The organism is Achromobacter pulmonis (assembly GCF_021733725.1).
Lineage (GTDB): Bacteria > Pseudomonadota > Gammaproteobacteria > Burkholderiales > Burkholderiaceae_B > Achromobacter > Achromobacter pulmonis.
In genome coordinates this window covers 76,565-92,919 of record NZ_JAIFOT010000001.1, presented here as the reverse complement: position 1 = coordinate 92,919, position 16,355 = coordinate 76,565, and the positions used below count along the sequence as shown (strand labels likewise).

The following is a 16,355-nucleotide window of genomic DNA, read 5'->3' as shown; positions in this document are numbered from 1 at the left end:
ACATCAGACGCGGGGTGGAGCAGTCTGGCAGCTCGTCGGGCTCATAACCCGAAGGTCGTAGGTTCAAATCCTGCCCCCGCAACCAGTTTCAAGCAGTACCGGCGCCCGGCGTGGCCCGCATCAAGGCCCGCCGCCCGCCCAGCAGAAAACCGCGACATCCGTCGCGGTTTTTTTTCGTCCGCTGCTTGCCCTGCATCAAGCCATCGTTCCAGCCCGGAGTTTCCCGGGTGTAGGTGGCCGCACAGGGGCCGGGCGCTGCGCTACCATGGCGCAAGCGCGCGATTGCGCGACCTGTGAGGAGGGTCCATGGGCACGGCAAAATACGATCATCCCGGCTATGTCGCCGATACCGGCGTCGACGGCAAGTACCATGTGGGCCTGTGGTGCCCGCACGGCTATCCCGCGCATGTCCACATCGGCCGTCCCGCCGAGCGCGGCGATCCCCAGGCGCTGCTGCGGCTGCGCATTCCCGATGGGGTGTTCCAGTCCTTGTCCGACGATCCTGAAACCCTTTGCCGCCGCGCGCTGGGTCAGGCCTTGGGGTCCGGGTTGCTGCGTTCGGTGGGCGTCGATGGCGAATACCAGGAATTGCGCCTGCAGCTCGATGCCGAGCCCTGGCCGGGGCCGATGCGGGCCGCCGGCAACGCCTAGCGTTTACGCCCGGCGCGCTGAGGACGGGAAGCGAGGGGGCATCGTAGTTACCCACAGCGACTGTGGACAAGCCTTGGGATAGGCGCTGCGCATCTGCCAATATCGCCGCCATATCAATGGCTTGGCGGTGGCGATGAAAAAATGCTCCCCGCGTGGCACTGGCCTGTCCGGTTGCCGCAGGGGGGGGGCGGGGACGCGTGCGACAATCGCAGCCCCGCCGGCGTGTCTCGCCCCGGCTTTTCCGAATCGTGTTTCCATGTCTACGCATCCGCATCCCCTCGATGTCGCCATCAACCTGTCCGGCAAGCGCGTGGCCGTCATCGGTGGTGGGCCGGCCGGCCTGATGGCGGCCGAGGGTCTGGCTGCGCGGGGCGCGCAGGTCGATGTCTACGACGCCATGCCGTCGGTCGGCCGGAAATTCCTGATGGCCGGCCGCGGCGGCCTGAATCTGACGCATAGCGAACCTGCCGCGCCGTTCCTGGCGCGTTATGGTGAACGCGCCGCGCAGATTGCCCCCTGGTTGCGCGAACTCGACGCCAATGGCCTGCGCCTATGGGCGCAGCAACTTGGCATCGAAACCTTCGTGGGGTCGTCGGGCCGCGTCTTCCCCGCCGAGATGAAAGCGGCGCCGCTGCTGCGAGCCTGGCTGGCCCGGCTGCGCGCCGCTGGCGTGCGATTCCACATGCGTCATCGCTGGCTCGGTTGGCCGGCGGCGGTGGCGCCCAGCGCGGCCGGGTTGCGCTTCCAGGCGCCGGACGGGGGTCTGGCACGGGATGCCGACGCCGTGGTGCTGGCGCTGGGCGGGGGCAGTTGGGCCAGGCTCGGATCGGATGGCGCCTGGCTGCCGGGATTGGCCGCGCACGGCATCGCCACGGCGCCGTTGCGCGCCGCCAATTGCGGTTTCGAGGTGGGCTGGTCGGAACATTTCCGCCAGCGCCACGCTGGCCAGCCGGTCAAATCGGTCACCCTGCGCTGTGTCGGCGCGGCCGGCCCCGGGCATGCCCGCCAGGGGGAATTCGTGGTCACGGAAAGTGGCATCGAGGGCAGCCTGGTGTATGCCTTGTCGGCCGGCTTGCGCGACCGGATCGAAGCCACCGGGCACGCCATCGCCTTGCTTGACCTGGCGCCCGGCTGGAGCGGCGAAAAAGTGCTGGCGGCGGTGACCCATCCGCGTGGTGCGCGCTCGATGTCGAGCCATCTGCAGAGCCGCCTGGGGCTGACGGGCGTCAAGGCCGGTTTGTTGCGTGAGTGTGCCGGGCCCGAGGCTTTCCGCGACCCGGCGCAACTGGGGAGGCTGATCAAGGCTTTGCCGCTGCGGCTCGAGCGTCCGCGGCCCATTGATGAGGCCATCAGCACGGCGGGCGGAGTCCGCTTCGAGGCACTGACGCCGGGACTGATGGTGCGGGCGGCGCCCGGGGTATTCTGCGCGGGCGAAATGCTGGACTGGGAAGCGCCCACGGGGGGCTATCTGCTGACCGCCTGCATGGCCAGCGGCGTGGTCGCCGCGGCAGGCGTGGCGGCGTTCCTGGCGGCGCGTTGAGCGGGTTCAGGAGCCGCGGGGATACGAGGAGGAACCCTGTGGCGGGCGTGGCGCCAGGTCGTTGACCACATGGCCGACCACCGCCGGGCCATCGGGCTGCGTGGCGATGCCGATCACCCGGGTGATGGCGCTGGCTGGCATGGCGGTGCCCTGGCCGGGGTCCTGCACCAACTGCCAGATCCTGGCTTCATTGGGCAGGTCGGCGGCATGCGCACCATCCGATCCATCGAGACAATCGCAAGCGAATACCGACCAGTCAGCGGCGCTGCAGGGCAGGCCGTGCGCGGTGGCCAGTCGCGCCAAGGCCAGAGGCGCATCCGCCTGGCTGGCGGCGTGCTGGGCGGCGGCGCCCAGCGAAACGTCCAGCGACAGCAGGCGGAGGAACTCTACGACATTGTCTGTATTCATTCTGCGGTCTCCCTTTCTGGTAGAGCTGTTCTGGAGGTACGTCCGATGCCGGGTCAGCCGGGGCCTTGTCCCAGCATCGCAACCAGCGATTGCTTCAGCCGCGCCGAAAAAATGGGTACCGTATGCGAGACGCCGTCACGATCGACGCCTTCCTTGAGCTGCACCGATTGGCCAAGGAAGATATCGGGCGCGGCGGCAATGCCGTTGTATCGGGCCAGCAGGTCGTCGACCTGCTGCTGGGCATCGGCCAGCGTGCTGCTGGCGGCAAGTTGGCCGGCCGTGTGTGCCTGGAGGATGCGGTGCAGATCGTCGATGAAGAGGGCCAATGCCGCCTGCCCCCGGCATTGCGGCTGTTCCCAGCCCCAGGGCTGGGGGGAGCCGCCGTTGTTTTCCGATACGTGTTTCTTGGTCATTTCCGCATCCTAATCCATTGCCGCCAAATACGCGACAGGCGCGCACTGGGGTGGGCGATCGCGTGGCCGCTGTGCGCGCGGCTGCGCAAATCGCGGCCTTTGCGGTATGCTGGCTTCGGTTTCCACGCCTCGATAGGAGATGTCCAATGAAGAACAAAGTGATTCTCGTCATGCTGCTTTCGATCGCTGCCATGTCGGCGGGGTGCAATACCGTTGCAGGGGCCGGCAAGGACATCCAGCGCGGCGGTGAAAAGATTGAGGGCGCCGCGACCAAATAAGGGGCTTGACGTCCCACGCGCCAAGGGCGCGACCAGGGCCACGCGGAAATGTTGCGGCATTTCGGGCGTGGCCTTTTTGTGGCCGCTGGCATAATCGCGGGAGTCCGAATCCGAAGGCAGGAAGAATCATGCGCAAGTCTGTATGGGTGGGTGTCACGTTGATGGCGGTGCTGGGCGGCTGCGCCAGCACCGGTGTCTATGAGTCGGACACCGTGGTGAAAGACACCTTCATCGTGGATACCAATTACCAGGCGGCGTTCCGCCGCGCCGGCGAATATGTGCGCACCTGCCACGTCAACGTGCAGCACCCGTACCACGTGACCTATGCCTGGAAACACGTCCTGGGCGAGAAGGGCGCCCCCGACGAAGTGCAGGTCTACAAGGTGGGTGAAACCGCCAAGATCCTCGAATTGATCTCGGCTGAAGCCGATGGCCCGGCCAAGGCCAAAGTGACGGTCACGGTGCTCGGCGAAGGGCGTTGGGACGCGGCCGAGATCGCCGCCGCGCGCGCCTCGATCCAGAGTGCCACGCCGGTCTGCCGCAAGGACGGCTAGGCATGGATCCGCGCGCCCCGCAGATGCGCGCCGCCGGCCTGCCGTTTGCGTTGCTGGCGGGCGCCTTTCGCTTTCTGGGCTGGCTCAACGGCATCGCGGCGCTGGGCCTGGCGGCGTTTGCGCTGGGCATGGTGGGCGGCGATATCGCCGCCCCCGACCTGCAATTGCCTTTGTTGTTATTGCTGGCTGGCCTGCTGGCGGCCTGCCTGGGTGTCGGGTTCGCCTACGTGGCGCAGATCAGCCTGTTGCGCCAGGGCTACACCGGTCGGTCGACGCGTGGCCACTTGCCGGCGCAATGGCTGGCCCTGCTTTGCTATCTGGCCAGTGCGCTGGCGTTCTGCGCCGGTTGCTGGCTGGCGGCCGGCCAGGCCGCGACGGATCCCGCGCAACAGTTGACGACCTACGCCCGGACCTGATTTTCCAGGGAAAACCCGTGTGCGCAAAAGTGTTGGACACGCACTTGCGTTGAGAATAATATGCGCAGTGCGTATATAAACCCTCTATCCGGGACCTGTCATGACCATTTCCCAGCAAGCCTTCCTGCGCGACGCCATGCGCCGCCTGAATCTCACGCGCGATGTCTTCGCGACCCGGATCGGCGTGAAGCGCCGCGCCCTGGATACCTGGCTGCTGCCGGAGGGGTCGCAGGAATTCCGCGCGATGCCGGAAGTGGTGCAGCGTTTTGTCAGCGAAATCGTGCAGAACGGCGTCTTGCTCGAAAAATATACGCAAAGCGTACAAGAGGGCCCGCTGCGTGATCGCATCGCCGTGGAGGGCAAGCATCAGTTGCTGTCGGTCGACCAGTTCACCCGCGATTCGGTCGAGGATCTGTTCCGCGTTGCCGACATGATGCAGCCCATCGCGCGGCGCCAGAAGGTCTCGCGCGTGCTCGAAGGCGCAGTGCTCGGCAACCTGTTTTTCGAGGCCAGCACGCGTACCCGTGTCAGTTTCGGCTCGGCTTTCTGCCGCCTGGGCGGCTCGGTCTGCGACACTACCGGCTTCACGTTCTCGTCGATGGCCAAGGGTGAATCCATCTATGACACCAGCCGCGTCATGAGCGGCTATGTCGACGCCATGGTGATCCGCCATCCGGACCAGGGTTCGGTCGCTGAATTCGCGCGGGCCACCAATATCCCGGTGGTCAACGGCGGCGATGGCCCCGGCGAGCACCCCAGCCAGGCCCTGCTGGACCTGTACACGATCCTGACCGAGTTCTCGCGCCTGGGCAAGCTGCTGGACGGCGCCCACATCGCCATGGTCGGCGACCTGAAATACGGCCGTACCGTGCATTCGCTGATCAAGCTGATGGCGCTGTACAAGAACGTCAAGTTCTCGCTGGTGTCGCCCAAGGGCCTGGAAATGCCGTCCTATATCATCGAGCAGGCCAGCCGCAACGGCAATGTCATCGAGCAGAAGACCTCGCTGGCAGAGGGACTGGCGGGCGCCGACGTGATCTACGCCACGCGCGTGCAGAAAGAGCGCTTCGCCAACGAAGAGAACGAAGGCTACACGCCCGACTTCCAGATCAACCGCGCCATCATCGACGCCTACTGCGGCCCGGACACCATCGTCATGCATCCGCTGCCGCGCGACAGCCGGCCGGGCGCCAACGACTTGAGCGTGGACCTGAACCATGATCCGCGCCTGGCGATCTTCCGCCAGACCGACAACGGCATTCCCATCCGCATGGCCATCTTCGCCGTGCTGCTGGGCGTGGAAGGGCTGGTGCAGCATTCGCTGCGTGACGTGACGTGGCAGCATCCGTCGCATATCGGTCCCGATGATTCGGTGTTCCACGGTCTGGAATAAGACGTCCGCGGGACAGCGCGGCACGGCCGCCGCGAGGGCCGTCGCCAGCGATTTCAAGCATAATCCGCGCTGGTTTTTCCTGTCGCGTGTCGTTCCGAGACACGCCGTGGAATCTTCGGTCGGATGGTCTTATGTCTTCGAGCAGTCGCGCAGTTCCGTCGTCTCCTGAGCCCGCCGGGCAGGCGTGCTACCTGAGCGCGTCAAACACCCATGCCTGGCAGGCGGTCTATTCCTCGGTCGATGCGTATACCCGAGGCCAGGTGGCGGCGGTGGTGTCCGACAGCGCCGACGAATTGGTCGCCGCTTTCTATTCCACCCTGCTGGCCGATGCCGAGGCTGGCCCGCGCCTGTCACACGAGATTGTCTCCTCCCGCCTGCATCAAGGCATGAAAGGCTGGCTCAGGGGCCTGCTATGCGTGCGCGACCAGGGCGACATCGCGGCGCTGATGGCAACGCAGAAGAAGGTGGGCGAGGTGCATGCGCGCGTGCACATCCCGATCCATCTGGTGATGGCCGGCGCCCGGGTCCTGAAGAACGAGATCGCCCAGCGCCTGCGCGCCAGTGACCTGGATGGCGTGGCGGCGTCGATCGCGACCCAATACGTCTGTAATCTGTTCGATCTGGCGATCGAGCAGATGAGCCGCGCCTTCATGCGCGATATCAACCGCGGCGCCCGCAACGACGAGGCCTACCGCCTGTTCGCGTTGGGTCAGAATATCGCGACCGAGCGCGAGCGCCAGCGCGCCGCGTTGCTCGAATGGAGCCAGGCGGTACTGATCGGCCTGCACTACCGCGCACCCGAGCAAGTGTTGCCACGGCTGGCGGCCTCCGAGTTCGGCCTGTGGCTGCAGCACAAGGGTGGGGTGCTGTTCGAGAGCGCCCCGGCGCTGCGTCAGATCACCGGCGCGGTGGCGCGGCTCGACGATGTGGTGCTACCCGCCTTGCTGCAAGGCGGCCCGCAGGCCTTGCCGGACCAGGTGCGCGAACTGCAGGAACTGGTGGCGCGCATCAAGCACCTGCTCAACGGCCTGTTCGACATGGTGGCCGAGATCGAGAGCGGCAGCGACCCGCTGACCCATGTGCTGAACCGGCGCTTCCTGCCGTCGGTGGTCGGGCGCGAAATCCTGATCGCCACGCGCGAGCACACGTCGTTCTCGGTGTTGCTGTTGGATATCGATCACTTCAAGGCCATCAACGACCAGCACGGCCATTCGGGCGGGGACCAGGTATTGCGCCAGTTCGCCGAAGTGGTGCACCAGTCCTGTCGCTCCAGCGATTTCGTGTTCCGTTATGGAGGCGAGGAGTTCCTGGTGGTGCTGGTCGACACGGGGCGCGAGGCCGCGCTGGCGGTGGCCGAAAAGCTGGGCGCGGAGATCCGCCGCCACACGTTCGTGATTCCCGAGGCGGGCAGCCTGCGCATCACCGCCAGTATTGGCGTGGCGACCTTCGATGGGCATCCGGATTATGCCTACCTGATCGAACGCGCCGACAAGGCGCTGTACCAGGCCAAGCAGTCAGGCCGTGACCGCAGCGTGGCCGCCTGAGGCGGGCGCCCAGCCATGAAAAAGGCCGCCCCCTCGGGAGCGGCCCATCGGTCAGCCCGCGCGTCGATCAGATCTTCTTTTCGCCGCCCAGCGCCTCGACCAGCTCGGCCAGCATCTTGGCCAGCTCGCCGGTCATGAGCATCATGTCGGAGTCGAACTTCTCGTCGTCATTGGCGGCGACGGTATCGTTGCCTTCCTTGAGCACGTCCAGCGGCGCGACGCGCTTGACGTCCAGGCCCTCGGTCAGCACGAACGAGATACGGTCGGCCCAGGTCATGGCCAGGCGGGTGCACTGTTTGCCGGCCTGGATGTGGCGGCGCACGTCGTCGGCATCGATCGAGTGCTTGACGTAGCGGATGGCCGCGCCGCTCTCGCCCGAGGAGCGCAATTCGGTGTCCTGGTCGATGCTGAAGTTGGACGGCGCCTCGTCCTCGGCCAGCCAGCCGGTCATGGCCGACGCCGGCGACTGCGCGACGTACAGGTTCTCGAGCGGGAACGGATCCACGCACTTGGCCAGCAGGCCGATGACTTCGTCGGCCTTGGCCGAAGCGGCGGCATCGATCACCAGCCAGTGGTTCTGCGGGTCGATCCAGACGCGGGTGTCGCGGTACACGCTGAAGGCGCGTGGCAGCAGCTCGTCGGTGACGCGCTCCTTGATTTCCTTCATCTGTTTGCGGCCCGGCTTGTAGCCCTGCTGCTCTTCGATTTCCTGGGCGCGCGCCTTGGCGACCTGGTTGATGACGGTGCTGGGCAGCAGTTTTTTCTCGGCGCGCAGATTCAGCAGGATCTGCCCGCCCACGACGTGGGCCAGCCCGCCGTTTTCGCGCGGCGGCACCCAGCCCAGGCTTTGCATTTCGAGGTTGTTGCCGGCTTGGTAGGCATGCCGCGCGAGCGTTTCTTCAAGCTGCTCGCCGGTCAGCGTCCACGGCGAGGAAAGACGGTAAATCTTGAGATTCTTGAACCACATGAGCGTCGGCCAAAAGGGTTGATTCTATACGACGCGGGCCCCTTTGCCGTCGCGGCGCAATACGATGGGGCGAGGCGACACGTTCTGTCACTGACAGGGCATCGGCCTTGAGGTAACGTCCGCGACATCCCTGTGCAATAGGAGAAGAAGCATGAAGATCGTCGGCGCCATCCTGATCGTGCTGGGCGTTGCCGCCCTGGCCTACAAGGGCTTTAGCTACAAGTCCGAGGAAACCGTGTTGCAGGTCGGCTCGGTCAAGGCCACGGCCGAGACCGAGAAGTCCGTGCCGATTCCGATGTGGGCCGGGATTGCCGCGATCGTGGCGGGCGTGCTGGTCATCGGGGTCGGCATGCGCCGTTGAGGCGTCTGGCCCGGAAATCGGGAGGCGGCCGGATTCCGGCCGTTTTTTTTTTCGCCGGCACTTCCGGCCGCGCAAAAAAAGCGGCCCGGCTCAATAGAGGCCGGGCCGGTACGGGAGCACACAATACCGCGTCATAAAAGGCTCGCGGGGAACGCGGTATCGGTGTCAGAACACTAGCCCTGCAATCGCCTGGCAGGGGGATCAATCGCCGGACGATGAGGCGCAAGGCCGTAATCTGAGGCGCCAGTCTAACGGTGAGGGTCTGACAGCGTCCTGAATCAGCCTGGCCCGCGCAGGGGGCAAAAAAAAAGCTCCCGAGGGAGCTTTTGAAAGGCCGGGCAGGCGCAGCAGTCCCGCCCGGCGGGGGATGGTCGTTAGGTGTTGATGTCGTTGTCCTTGGATTCGCGCACGAACAGCGTGCCGACAACCAGGGTCATGACCGCGATGATGATCGGATACCACAGGCCATCGTAGATGTTGCCAGTGGCAGCGACCACGGCGAAGGCCACCGGGGGCAGGAAGCCGCCGAACCAGCCATTGCCGATGTGATAGGGCAGGCTCATCGAGGTGTAGCGGATGCGGGTCGGGAACATTTCGACCAGCATCGCGGCGATCGGGCCGTACACCATGGTCACGTAGATCACCAGAATGGTCAGCAGGACCACGACCATGACGTTGTTGGTCTGCGCCGGGTCGGCCTTGGCCGGATAACCGTGGCTGCGGATCGCGCTGGTCAGGGCGGTGTTCAGTTCGGCGGTCTTGGCCTTGAAGTCGGCCGGCGCCATGCCCTTGCCCTCGAACGAGGGGAACTCGTCATTGCCGATCTTGACCTTGGCGACCGAACCGGCCGGGGCCGCTTCGTTCTTGTAGTTCACCGAGTTACGGGCCATGAACGACTTGACCACGTCGCAGGAGCTGGTGAATGAAGCCGTGCCTACCGGGTTGAACTGGAACGAGCAGGTGGCCGGGTCGGCGATGACCGTGACCGGGGCGCTCGCCTGCGCTTTTTCGAGCGCGGGGTTGGCGAAGTGCGTCAGTCCCTGGAAGATCGGGAAGTAGGTCGCGGCGGCGATGAGGCAGCCCGCCATGATGATGGGTTTGCGACCGATCTTGTCCGACAGTGCGCCGAATATCACGAAGAACGGGGTGCCGATCAGCAGCGCGACCGCGATCATGATGTTGGCGGTATTGGCATCGACCTTCAGGGTCTGCGTCAGGAAGAACAGGGCATAGAACTGGCCCGTGTACCAGACCACGGCCTGGCCGGCGGTCAGGCCCAGCAGCGCCAGCAGCACGACCTTCAGGTTCTTCCATTGGCCGAATGATTCGGCGATCGGGGCCTTCGAGCCCTTGCCTTCTTCCTTCATGCGCTTGAAGGTCGGCGACTCGTTCAGTTGCAGGCGGATCCACACCGAGATGCCCAGCAGCACGACCGAGATCAGGAACGGGATGCGCCAGCCCCAAGCCTTGAAATCGTCTTCACCCATGACCGTGCGGATGCCCAGGATCACCAGCAGTGACAGGAACAGGCCGAGCGTGGCGGTGGTCTGAATCCAGGACGTATAGAAGCCACGGCGGCCGTGGGGCGCGTGCTCGGCGACGTAGGTGGCGGCGCCACCGTATTCGCCGCCCAGCGCCAGGCCTTGCAGCAGGCGCAGGAGGATCAGGATGGCGGGGGCGGCCAGGCCGATGCTGGCGTAGCTGGGCAGCACGCCCACCAGGAAGGTGGACAGGCCCATGATCACGATGGTGACCAAGAAGGTGTACTTGCGTCCGACCAGATCGCCCAGGCGGCCGAACACCAGCGCGCCGAAGGGGCGCACCGCAAAGCCGGCGGCAAACGCCAGCAGCGCGAAGATGAAGCCCGCGGTCGGGTTCACGCCGGAAAAGAAGTGCTGGGCAATGATCGCGGCCAGCGAACCGTAAAGGTAGAAGTCGTACCACTCAAACACCGTGCCCAGCGACGAGGCAAAGATGACGCGGCGTTCATCCTTGGTCATCGGGCGCGGATCCGCGGATGGACCGCGGCCTGCCATGGTAGTTGTGCTCATGATGTCTCCTCGATTTTTCTGGCCGGCGGTTTTCCGCCGTGCTTGACCCTCCGCCGGCAGCACCGACATCGAGCTATGACAAGGTTGAAACGTGAGGCTGACTAGGTTCTGACGCGATCCTTACCTGAATCTTAAAATTGCAACAAAAAGAAACTTCATTAGGGAGAGTTAGGGATAGTCCTAGGGACGGAGTGGGGAACTCATGGCGGATGGTGGCGCGTTCCTCCGGCGGCGTGTGGCCTGTGCGGGGCGCCTTGTCGATAGGAACCGGCCTTAGTCGCCGGCGGCGCCGGCGGGCTCGGCATAGAGTGGGAACACCAGGCGGATGCGGGTGCCCGGCAGGTCGGAGTGGGGCGTCGGATGATCGCTGATGAGCACGGTCGCCTGGTGTTTCTGCGCGATCTCCCGGACGATCGCCAGGCCCAGCCCGCTGCCGTCCGACAGGGTGCCCAGCACCCGGTAAAAACGGTCGAAGACGCGCTCGCGTTCTTCCGGGGCGATGCCAGGGCCGGAGTCTTCCACTTCCAGAATGCCCTGTTCGCCCTGACGCTGCACGCGCACCGTGATGTGCCCGCCCCGCGGCGTATAGCGCAAGGCGTTGTCGATCAGGTTGTTGAGCAGCTCGGCCAGCAACAGCGGGTTGCCGTTGATCTGCACCGGCGTTTCAGAGCCCTCGAAGCCCAGGTCGGTGCCGAGCGACAGCGCCAGCGGCACCCACTGCATCGCCTGCTCGTAGGCGATGGCATTGAGGTCGGTCGCGGCCAGGCCGATGGCGCTGGGGTTTTCCGCCCGCGCCAGCAGCAGCAGTTGATTCACCAGCCGGGTGGCGCGTTCGGAGCCGGTCACCAACTGGCGCAGGCTGGCCTGCATCTCTTCTGGGCTGGCATCGCGCAGCGCCAGCTCGGCCTGGGTGCGCAGCCCGGCCAGGGGCGTCTTCAGCTGATGCGCGGCGTCGGCGACGAAGCGGCGTTGCGCCTGGACGTTGGCCGAGAGGCGGTCGAGCAGGTCATTCATGGCCGCCACCAGCGGCGCAATCTCGGACGGCGCGGCGCGTTCATCGATGGGCGAGAGGTCGTCGGGCCGGCGCGCCCGCAAGCGCTGTTGCAGCGCGTTCAGCGGCGCCACGCCACGCGACAGGCCGAACCACACCAGCAGCACGGCGATCGGCAGGACCACGAACTGCGGGATGATCACGCCCTTGATGATGTCGTTGGCCAGTTGTGTGCGCTTTTCGACCGTCTCGGCCACGATCAGCAGCGCCGGCTGCGTATTGGGCAGGTTCAGATCGACCCAGGTGAACGCGAGCCGGACGCCGAAACCACGCAGGGTGTCGTCCTGGTACTGCACTTCGCCGGGGCGCGGCTGGCCGACCGAGGCCGGCAGAGGCAGGGCGCGGTCGCCGCCCAGGTACTCGCCGCGGCTGCCCAGCGCCAGCCAGAACACGCTGTCGGTCTCATCGGCGCGCAGCACGTCGCGCGCCGCATCGGTCATGCGCAGCACCGCGCGGCCGTCCTGCGCATGGACCTGGCGCGTCAGTACATGCAGATTGTTGGCCAGCGCGCGGTCGTACGGCACGTTGGCGATGTTCTGCGCCACCACGTAGGTGATGGCGACGCTCATGGGCCACAGCAGGAACAGCGGCGCCAGCATCCAGTCGAGGATCTCGCCCAGCAGCGAACGCTGCGGCGGCGCAAAGCTGGGGCCGCGGGCCCCGGCCCGCATCACATCCAGCGCTTCCTGGTTGAGCGCCTCCGGCTGTGGCGGTTCAGCTTGCGAGGTAGGCCGCACCCTGGTCCCGTTCGAGGCAATAACCCAGGCCGCGCACCGTCACGATCTTCACGCCGCTGGGTTCGAGTTTCTTGCGCAGGCGGTGCACGTAGACTTCGATGGCGTTGGTGCTGACTTCCTCGCCCCATTCGCACAGGTGGTCGACCAATTGGGTCTTGCTGACCATGCGGCCGCTGCGCGTCAACAGGATTTCGAGCAGGCTGACCTCTCGCGCGGACAAGTCGAGCGTCTGGTCATCGACCATGGCTACGCGCCCGGTCTGGTCGAACACCAGGCGGCCATGCTTGAGCAGCGTGGCGCCGCCGCCGGCGCCGCGCCGGGTCAGAGCGCGCACCCGCGCCTCCAGTTCGGACAGGGCGAACGGCTTGGCCATGTAGTCGTCGGCGCCCAGGTCCAGCCCCTTGACGCGCTGCTCGATGCTGTCGGCGGCGGTCAGGATCAGGACGGGCAGGGCCGAATTGCGGGCCCGCAACCGGCGCAGGACCTCCAGGCCAGCCAGTTGCGGCAGGCCGAGGTCCAGGATGAGCAGGTCGAAGGCCTGGGCCGCCAGCGCCGAGTCGGCGGCCAGGCCGTCGCGCACGGCATCGACCGCATAGCCGTTGTGGCGCAACGAGCGTGACAGGCCGTCGGCCAGGATACTGTCGTCTTCCGCGATCAGGATGCGCATGGGCTATCGAAAGAAGGAGAGCTCGCCGCGCCAGCGGCGCGCGTACGCCGCCCTGGGATGGATAGCCGGGGCGGCGGGCCGGGGGGGCGCAATGGGGACACAGCGCCTGTTTTTTTCCCGATTCTGTCACACGGGGCCGGGCTTGCCCACTCAGGGAATACGTGGAAAACCCTGGCACACTGTTTTTTTGTACAGTACAATCCGATGCCATAATCTGCGCTATCGCTTTCTGATCGCAGCCTGGATCCACCGCTTCGACACCGTTTCGATCAACCCCTTGCGACAACCCGCGCTGACCGGTACCCGTGCCGCGCCCCGACATCCGATACGTTACAGACTCAGACCCGACAGGACACTACATGGACGACAAAACCACCAAGGCCGCCGCTTCGGAAAAAGCCAAGGCGCTGGCCGCCGCGCTCTCGCAGATCGAAAAGCAGTTCGGCAAGGGCTCGATCATGCGCTATGGCGACAACGAGGTCTCGCACGACATCCAGGTGGTGTCCACGGGCTCGCTGGGCCTGGACATCGCGCTGGGCGTCGGCGGCCTGCCGCGTGGCCGCGTGGTGGAGATCTACGGTCCCGAATCCTCGGGCAAGACCACGCTGACCCTGCAGGTCGTGGCTGAAATGCAGAAGCTGGGCGGCACCTGCGCCTTCGTCGACGCCGAACACGCCCTCGACGTGCAATATGCCTCGAAGCTTGGCGTCAACCTGGCCGACCTGCTGATCTCGCAGCCTGATACGGGCGAGCAGGCGCTGGAAATCACCGACGCGCTGGTGCGCTCGGGGTCGGTCGACCTGATCGTGGTCGACTCGGTCGCGGCCCTGGTGCCCAAGGCCGAAATCGAAGGCGAAATGGGCGATTCGCTGCCTGGCCTGCAGGCCCGCCTGATGAGCCAGGCGCTGCGCAAGCTGACCGCCACCATCAAGAAGACCAACTGCATGGTCATCTTCATCAACCAGATCCGCATGAAGATCGGCGTGATGTTCGGCAACCCCGAAACCACCACCGGCGGCAACGCGCTCAAGTTCTACTCGTCCGTGCGCCTGGACATCCGCCGCATCGGCTCGATCAAGAAGGGCGACGAGGTCGTCGGCAACGAAACCCGCGTCAAGGTGGTCAAGAACAAGGTCGCGCCGCCGTTCAAGCAGGCCGAGTTCGACATCATGTATGGCGCCGGCATCTCGCGCGAAGGCGAAATCATCGACCTGGGCGTGGCCGCCAATGTGGTGGACAAGTCTGGCGCCTGGTACAGCTACAACGGCAATCGCATCGGCCAGGGCAAGGACAACGTCCGTGAATACCTGAAAGAGCACAAGGCACTGGCCATCGAAATCGAGAACCGGGTGCGCGAGAACCAGGGCATCGTCAGCCGCGCCGCGGAATTCGTGCCCACCGCCGAAGACGATAGCGGCGAGTAATCCCGCCACGGCATCACCGGATTGCACCGGGCCCGTCAGCCCGGCGGCCGCCAGCGGCAGGCTCCCGTTCCGGGAGACCTGCCGCTGGCACATGGAGTAAGTGCATGAGCTGGAAACCGCCCGTCACGTCCGCCGACCGCTTGCGCGCCCGCCTGGACGATGAGTTCGAGACCGTGGCCAAGCCAGAGGGCCTGCGCCGCACGTCGGACCTGCGGCGGGCTGCCGACTCCACCGCGGCCGCCGACCAGGAGCCGGCCGCAGGCCAGTCACGCACGCCCCGCAAGGGGCCGTCGCTCAAGATGCGCGCGGTCGGCTATCTGTCGCGGCGCGAGCATGCCCGCGACGAACTGGCGCGCAAACTCGCGCCCCACGCCGAAGATCCCGACGAGGTCGGGCGCGTGCTGGATGCGCTGGAAAAAGAGGGATGGCTGTCGACCGAGCGCTTTGCACAAAGCCTGGTGCATCGGCGCGCTTCGCGCCAGGGCGCGGCGCGCATCGTGCGGGAACTGCGCCAGCACGGCGTGGATGACGCCCAGGTGTCCGAATTGCGCGAACAATTGCGTGCCACGGAATACGAGCGCGCGCTCGAGGTCTGGCAGAAGCGCTTCGGGGCCAAGCCCGAGGATCGCGCCGCGTATGCCAAGCAGGCCCGTTTCCTGGCCAGCCGGGGGTTCGCGCACGACGTCATCCGCCGCATCGTGGGGGCGGGCGACGACGATTGAGCCGCCCGCGCGCCCGGCGCGGCGCCAGGGTTCAGGCGCCGGTCGCTTCGGCTTTTCGCCTATTTCGCCGACTTGATGCCGTTCAGCGTCTTGAAGCAGACGTCACGCGTCAGCGTCAGGAACTCGCCGATATACGAGGCATCGGTGTCCTCGCTGCGCACGGTGGCGTACAGGGTACGCCACACCCCCTGCGGCCCCAGGCGGCACAGCCGCAGCCAACCCTGGTTCATGTATTCGGTCAGGGCCCAGTTGGGCAGGGCCGCTACGCCGCGGTTGCTCGCCACCAATTGCGCGATGATCGGCGTCAATTCCGCCTTGCGGATGGCTGCCGGCTCGACGTCGGCGGGGTCCAGGAATGCGGTGAAGACATCCAGGCGCTGCTTGTCGACCGGATAGGTGATGAGCGTCTGGTCCGCCAATTGGTCCGGCATGATGAACTTGTTGCCGGCCAGCGGATTGGATTCGGACACGGCCAGCACCAGTTCGTATTTGAACAGCGGCAGGTACTCGACGGCATCGAGCGGTTGGGGATCGGACGTAATGACCAGGTCCAGGTCGCCGCGCACCAGCGCCGGCAGTGGGGCGAACGAAAACGCGGCCGACAGATCCAGCGCCACGTCCGGCCATTGCGCGCGGAAGGCGTCGAGCGCCGGCATCAGCCACTGGAAGCAGGAATGGCAATCGATGGCCAGGTGCAGGCGACCGGTGCGGCCGGCGGCCAGCCGCTGCAGTTCGCGTTCGGTGGCGCGGATGCGTGGCAGGACCTCATCGGCCAGCGCCAGCACGCGCAGCCCCGCGGTGGTCAGGCGGGCCGGCCGGGTGCGGCGGTTCAGCAGCGGCGTGCCGAGCCGGGTCTCCAGGTCGCGCAATTGATGCGACAGGGCCGACTGGGTCAGGTGCAGGCGTTCGGCGGCCTCTTGCAGGCTGCCCCCTTCTCGGATGGCGGTGAGCGTTTCAAGGTGGCGGATTTCCAGCATGGGGCGACGGCTGTGAAGGTGGCGCGGCAGGCCGGGCAAGACGGCGTGCGCGGGCGCCGGGGCTGTCCCGTCCCTGGGGGCGGGCGTGGAGCTTTATTGTATGAGATTTGCTCATCTTATGGATGTAGACATTGATTTTGATTCATTTTGATTTGGCGGCAGAATAGCCTTCACATGAACAAATTTTGTACAACAACGGTG

The 16,355-nt window shown here is 65.9% G+C and carries 17 protein-coding genes and 1 tRNA gene; 11 read left to right on the top strand and 7 right to left on the bottom strand.

The genetic code is table 11. The features are described from left to right. Positions 1-8: 8 nt before the first annotated feature. The 3 genes from K2W61_RS00460 to K2W61_RS00450 all read left to right on the top strand — a co-directional run bounded on the left by K2W61_RS00460 (position 9) and on the right by K2W61_RS00450 (position 2,191). Positions 9-85, top strand: a tRNA-Met gene (locus tag K2W61_RS00460). A 221-nt stretch (positions 86-306) separates the two neighbouring features. Further along, positions 307-651: a hypothetical protein gene (locus tag K2W61_RS00455; protein WP_175132510.1), complete on the top strand. Its 345-nt coding sequence runs from the start codon at positions 307-309 to the stop codon at positions 649-651. Between the two features lie 256 nt (positions 652-907). After that, on the top strand, positions 908-2,191 hold the full coding sequence (locus K2W61_RS00450; protein ID WP_175132511.1) for a TIGR03862 family flavoprotein: 1,284 nt from the start codon (positions 908-910) through the stop codon (positions 2,189-2,191). Positions 2,192-2,197: 6 nt separating this feature from the next. Here K2W61_RS00450 and K2W61_RS00445 read toward each other — a convergent pair whose 3' ends face one another. Both K2W61_RS00445 and K2W61_RS00440 read right to left on the bottom strand, forming a co-directional pair. Further along, a complete protein-coding gene (locus K2W61_RS00445) occupies positions 2,198-2,599 on the bottom strand; it encodes a hypothetical protein (protein WP_175132512.1) in 402 nt (133 codons plus the stop codon). 53 nt (positions 2,600-2,652) lie between these two features. After that, positions 2,653-3,012, bottom strand: coding sequence for a hypothetical protein (locus K2W61_RS00440; protein WP_175132513.1), 360 nt, complete (start codon positions 3,010-3,012; stop codon positions 2,653-2,655). Positions 3,013-3,158: 146 nt separating this feature from the next. Here K2W61_RS00440 and K2W61_RS00435 point away from each other — a divergent pair, with 146 nt between their 5' ends. The 5 genes from K2W61_RS00435 (at position 3,159) to K2W61_RS00415 (ending at position 7,197) form a co-directional block, all read left to right on the top strand. Then, positions 3,159-3,290: an entericidin A/B family lipoprotein gene (locus K2W61_RS00435; RefSeq protein ID WP_006388387.1), complete on the top strand. Its 132-nt coding sequence runs from the start codon at positions 3,159-3,161 to the stop codon at positions 3,288-3,290. A 128-nt stretch (positions 3,291-3,418) separates the two neighbouring features. Beyond that, the gene (locus K2W61_RS00430) at positions 3,419-3,844 is read left to right on the top strand and encodes a BPTD_2524 family lipoprotein (protein ID WP_175132514.1); all 426 of its coding nucleotides are present in this window, start codon (positions 3,419-3,421) and stop codon (positions 3,842-3,844) included. 2 nt (positions 3,845-3,846) lie between these two features. Next, positions 3,847-4,260: a hypothetical protein gene (locus K2W61_RS00425; protein WP_175132515.1), complete on the top strand. Its 414-nt coding sequence runs from the start codon at positions 3,847-3,849 to the stop codon at positions 4,258-4,260. A gap of 100 nt (positions 4,261-4,360) precedes the next feature. Then, on the top strand, positions 4,361-5,653 hold the full coding sequence (locus K2W61_RS00420) for an aspartate carbamoyltransferase (protein ID WP_175132516.1): 1,293 nt from the start codon (positions 4,361-4,363) through the stop codon (positions 5,651-5,653). 131 nt (positions 5,654-5,784) lie between these two features. After that, positions 5,785-7,197, top strand: coding sequence for a diguanylate cyclase (locus tag K2W61_RS00415; protein WP_175140837.1), 1,413 nt, complete (start codon positions 5,785-5,787; stop codon positions 7,195-7,197). 67 nt (positions 7,198-7,264) lie between these two features. On the opposite strand, the gene K2W61_RS00410 is transcribed toward K2W61_RS00415, so the two are convergent. After that, positions 7,265-8,164: a recombination-associated protein RdgC gene (locus K2W61_RS00410; RefSeq protein ID WP_175132518.1), complete on the bottom strand. Its 900-nt coding sequence runs from the start codon at positions 8,162-8,164 to the stop codon at positions 7,265-7,267. 151 nt (positions 8,165-8,315) lie between these two features. On the opposite strand from K2W61_RS00410, the gene K2W61_RS00405 reads away from it, so the two are divergent. Continuing rightward, the gene (locus K2W61_RS00405; protein ID WP_175132519.1) at positions 8,316-8,525 is read left to right on the top strand and encodes a hypothetical protein; all 210 of its coding nucleotides are present in this window, start codon (positions 8,316-8,318) and stop codon (positions 8,523-8,525) included. A 374-nt stretch (positions 8,526-8,899) separates the two neighbouring features. On the opposite strand, the gene K2W61_RS00400 is transcribed toward K2W61_RS00405, so the two are convergent. From K2W61_RS00400 to K2W61_RS00390, 3 genes are all read right to left on the bottom strand, one after another. Next, positions 8,900-10,561 (bottom strand): MFS transporter, encoded by a 1,662-nt coding sequence (locus K2W61_RS00400; RefSeq protein ID WP_419761624.1) that lies wholly within the window; start codon positions 10,559-10,561, stop codon positions 8,900-8,902. A gap of 288 nt (positions 10,562-10,849) precedes the next feature. After that, entirely contained in the window at positions 10,850-12,226 is a 1,377-nt protein-coding gene (locus K2W61_RS00395) for a sensor histidine kinase N-terminal domain-containing protein (protein WP_175132590.1), read from the bottom strand. A 115-nt stretch (positions 12,227-12,341) separates the two neighbouring features. Then, positions 12,342-13,031: a response regulator transcription factor gene (locus K2W61_RS00390; RefSeq protein WP_006393745.1), complete on the bottom strand. Its 690-nt coding sequence runs from the start codon at positions 13,029-13,031 to the stop codon at positions 12,342-12,344. 359 nt (positions 13,032-13,390) lie between these two features. Between K2W61_RS00390 and recA the strand changes: the two genes are divergently transcribed. Further along, positions 13,391-14,455, top strand: a complete 1,065-nt coding sequence (recA, locus tag K2W61_RS00385) for a recombinase RecA (RefSeq protein WP_175132521.1) — start codon at positions 13,391-13,393, stop codon at positions 14,453-14,455. A 104-nt stretch (positions 14,456-14,559) separates the two neighbouring features. Then, entirely contained in the window at positions 14,560-15,177 is a 618-nt protein-coding gene (gene recX / locus K2W61_RS00380; protein WP_175132522.1) for a recombination regulator RecX, read from the top strand. A gap of 59 nt (positions 15,178-15,236) precedes the next feature. Here the strand turns inward: recX and K2W61_RS00375 are convergent, their stop codons facing one another. Continuing rightward, positions 15,237-16,154, bottom strand: a complete 918-nt coding sequence (locus tag K2W61_RS00375; protein ID WP_175132523.1) for a LysR family transcriptional regulator — start codon at positions 16,152-16,154, stop codon at positions 15,237-15,239. Between the last annotated feature and the right edge of the window lie 201 nt (positions 16,155-16,355).

Excerpts from the sequence above, each read along its gene's own strand:
- K2W61_RS00395 (WP_175132590.1), bottom strand. The coding sequence starts at position 12,226 with ATGCTGGCGCCGCTGTTCCTGCTGTGGCCCATGAGCGTCGCCATCACC.
- K2W61_RS00435 (WP_006388387.1), top strand. The coding sequence starts at position 3,159 with ATGAAGAACAAAGTGATTCTCGTCATGCTGCTTTCGATCGCTGCCATG.
- K2W61_RS00390 (WP_006393745.1), bottom strand. The coding sequence starts at position 13,031 with ATGCGCATCCTGATCGCGGAAGACGACAGTATCCTGGCCGACGGCCTG.
- K2W61_RS00405 (WP_175132519.1), top strand. The coding sequence starts at position 8,316 with ATGAAGATCGTCGGCGCCATCCTGATCGTGCTGGGCGTTGCCGCCCTG.
- K2W61_RS00415 (WP_175140837.1), top strand. The coding sequence starts at position 5,785 with ATGTCTTCGAGCAGTCGCGCAGTTCCGTCGTCTCCTGAGCCCGCCGGG.
- K2W61_RS00440 (WP_175132513.1), bottom strand. The coding sequence starts at position 3,012 with ATGACCAAGAAACACGTATCGGAAAACAACGGCGGCTCCCCCCAGCCC.
- K2W61_RS00425 (WP_175132515.1), top strand. The coding sequence starts at position 3,847 with ATGGATCCGCGCGCCCCGCAGATGCGCGCCGCCGGCCTGCCGTTTGCG.
- K2W61_RS00400 (WP_419761624.1), bottom strand. The coding sequence starts at position 10,561 with ATGGCAGGCCGCGGTCCATCCGCGGATCCGCGCCCGATGACCAAGGAT.
- recX (WP_175132522.1), top strand. The coding sequence starts at position 14,560 with ATGAGCTGGAAACCGCCCGTCACGTCCGCCGACCGCTTGCGCGCCCGC.
- K2W61_RS00445 (WP_175132512.1), bottom strand. The coding sequence starts at position 2,599 with ATGAATACAGACAATGTCGTAGAGTTCCTCCGCCTGCTGTCGCTGGAC.
- K2W61_RS00455 (WP_175132510.1), top strand. The coding sequence starts at position 307 with ATGGGCACGGCAAAATACGATCATCCCGGCTATGTCGCCGATACCGGC.
- recA (WP_175132521.1), top strand. The coding sequence starts at position 13,391 with ATGGACGACAAAACCACCAAGGCCGCCGCTTCGGAAAAAGCCAAGGCG.
- K2W61_RS00410 (WP_175132518.1), bottom strand. The coding sequence starts at position 8,164 with ATGTGGTTCAAGAATCTCAAGATTTACCGTCTTTCCTCGCCGTGGACG.
- K2W61_RS00430 (WP_175132514.1), top strand. The coding sequence starts at position 3,419 with ATGCGCAAGTCTGTATGGGTGGGTGTCACGTTGATGGCGGTGCTGGGC.
- K2W61_RS00450 (WP_175132511.1), top strand. The coding sequence starts at position 908 with ATGTCTACGCATCCGCATCCCCTCGATGTCGCCATCAACCTGTCCGGC.
- K2W61_RS00420 (WP_175132516.1), top strand. The coding sequence starts at position 4,361 with ATGACCATTTCCCAGCAAGCCTTCCTGCGCGACGCCATGCGCCGCCTG.
- K2W61_RS00375 (WP_175132523.1), bottom strand. The coding sequence starts at position 16,154 with ATGCTGGAAATCCGCCACCTTGAAACGCTCACCGCCATCCGAGAAGGG.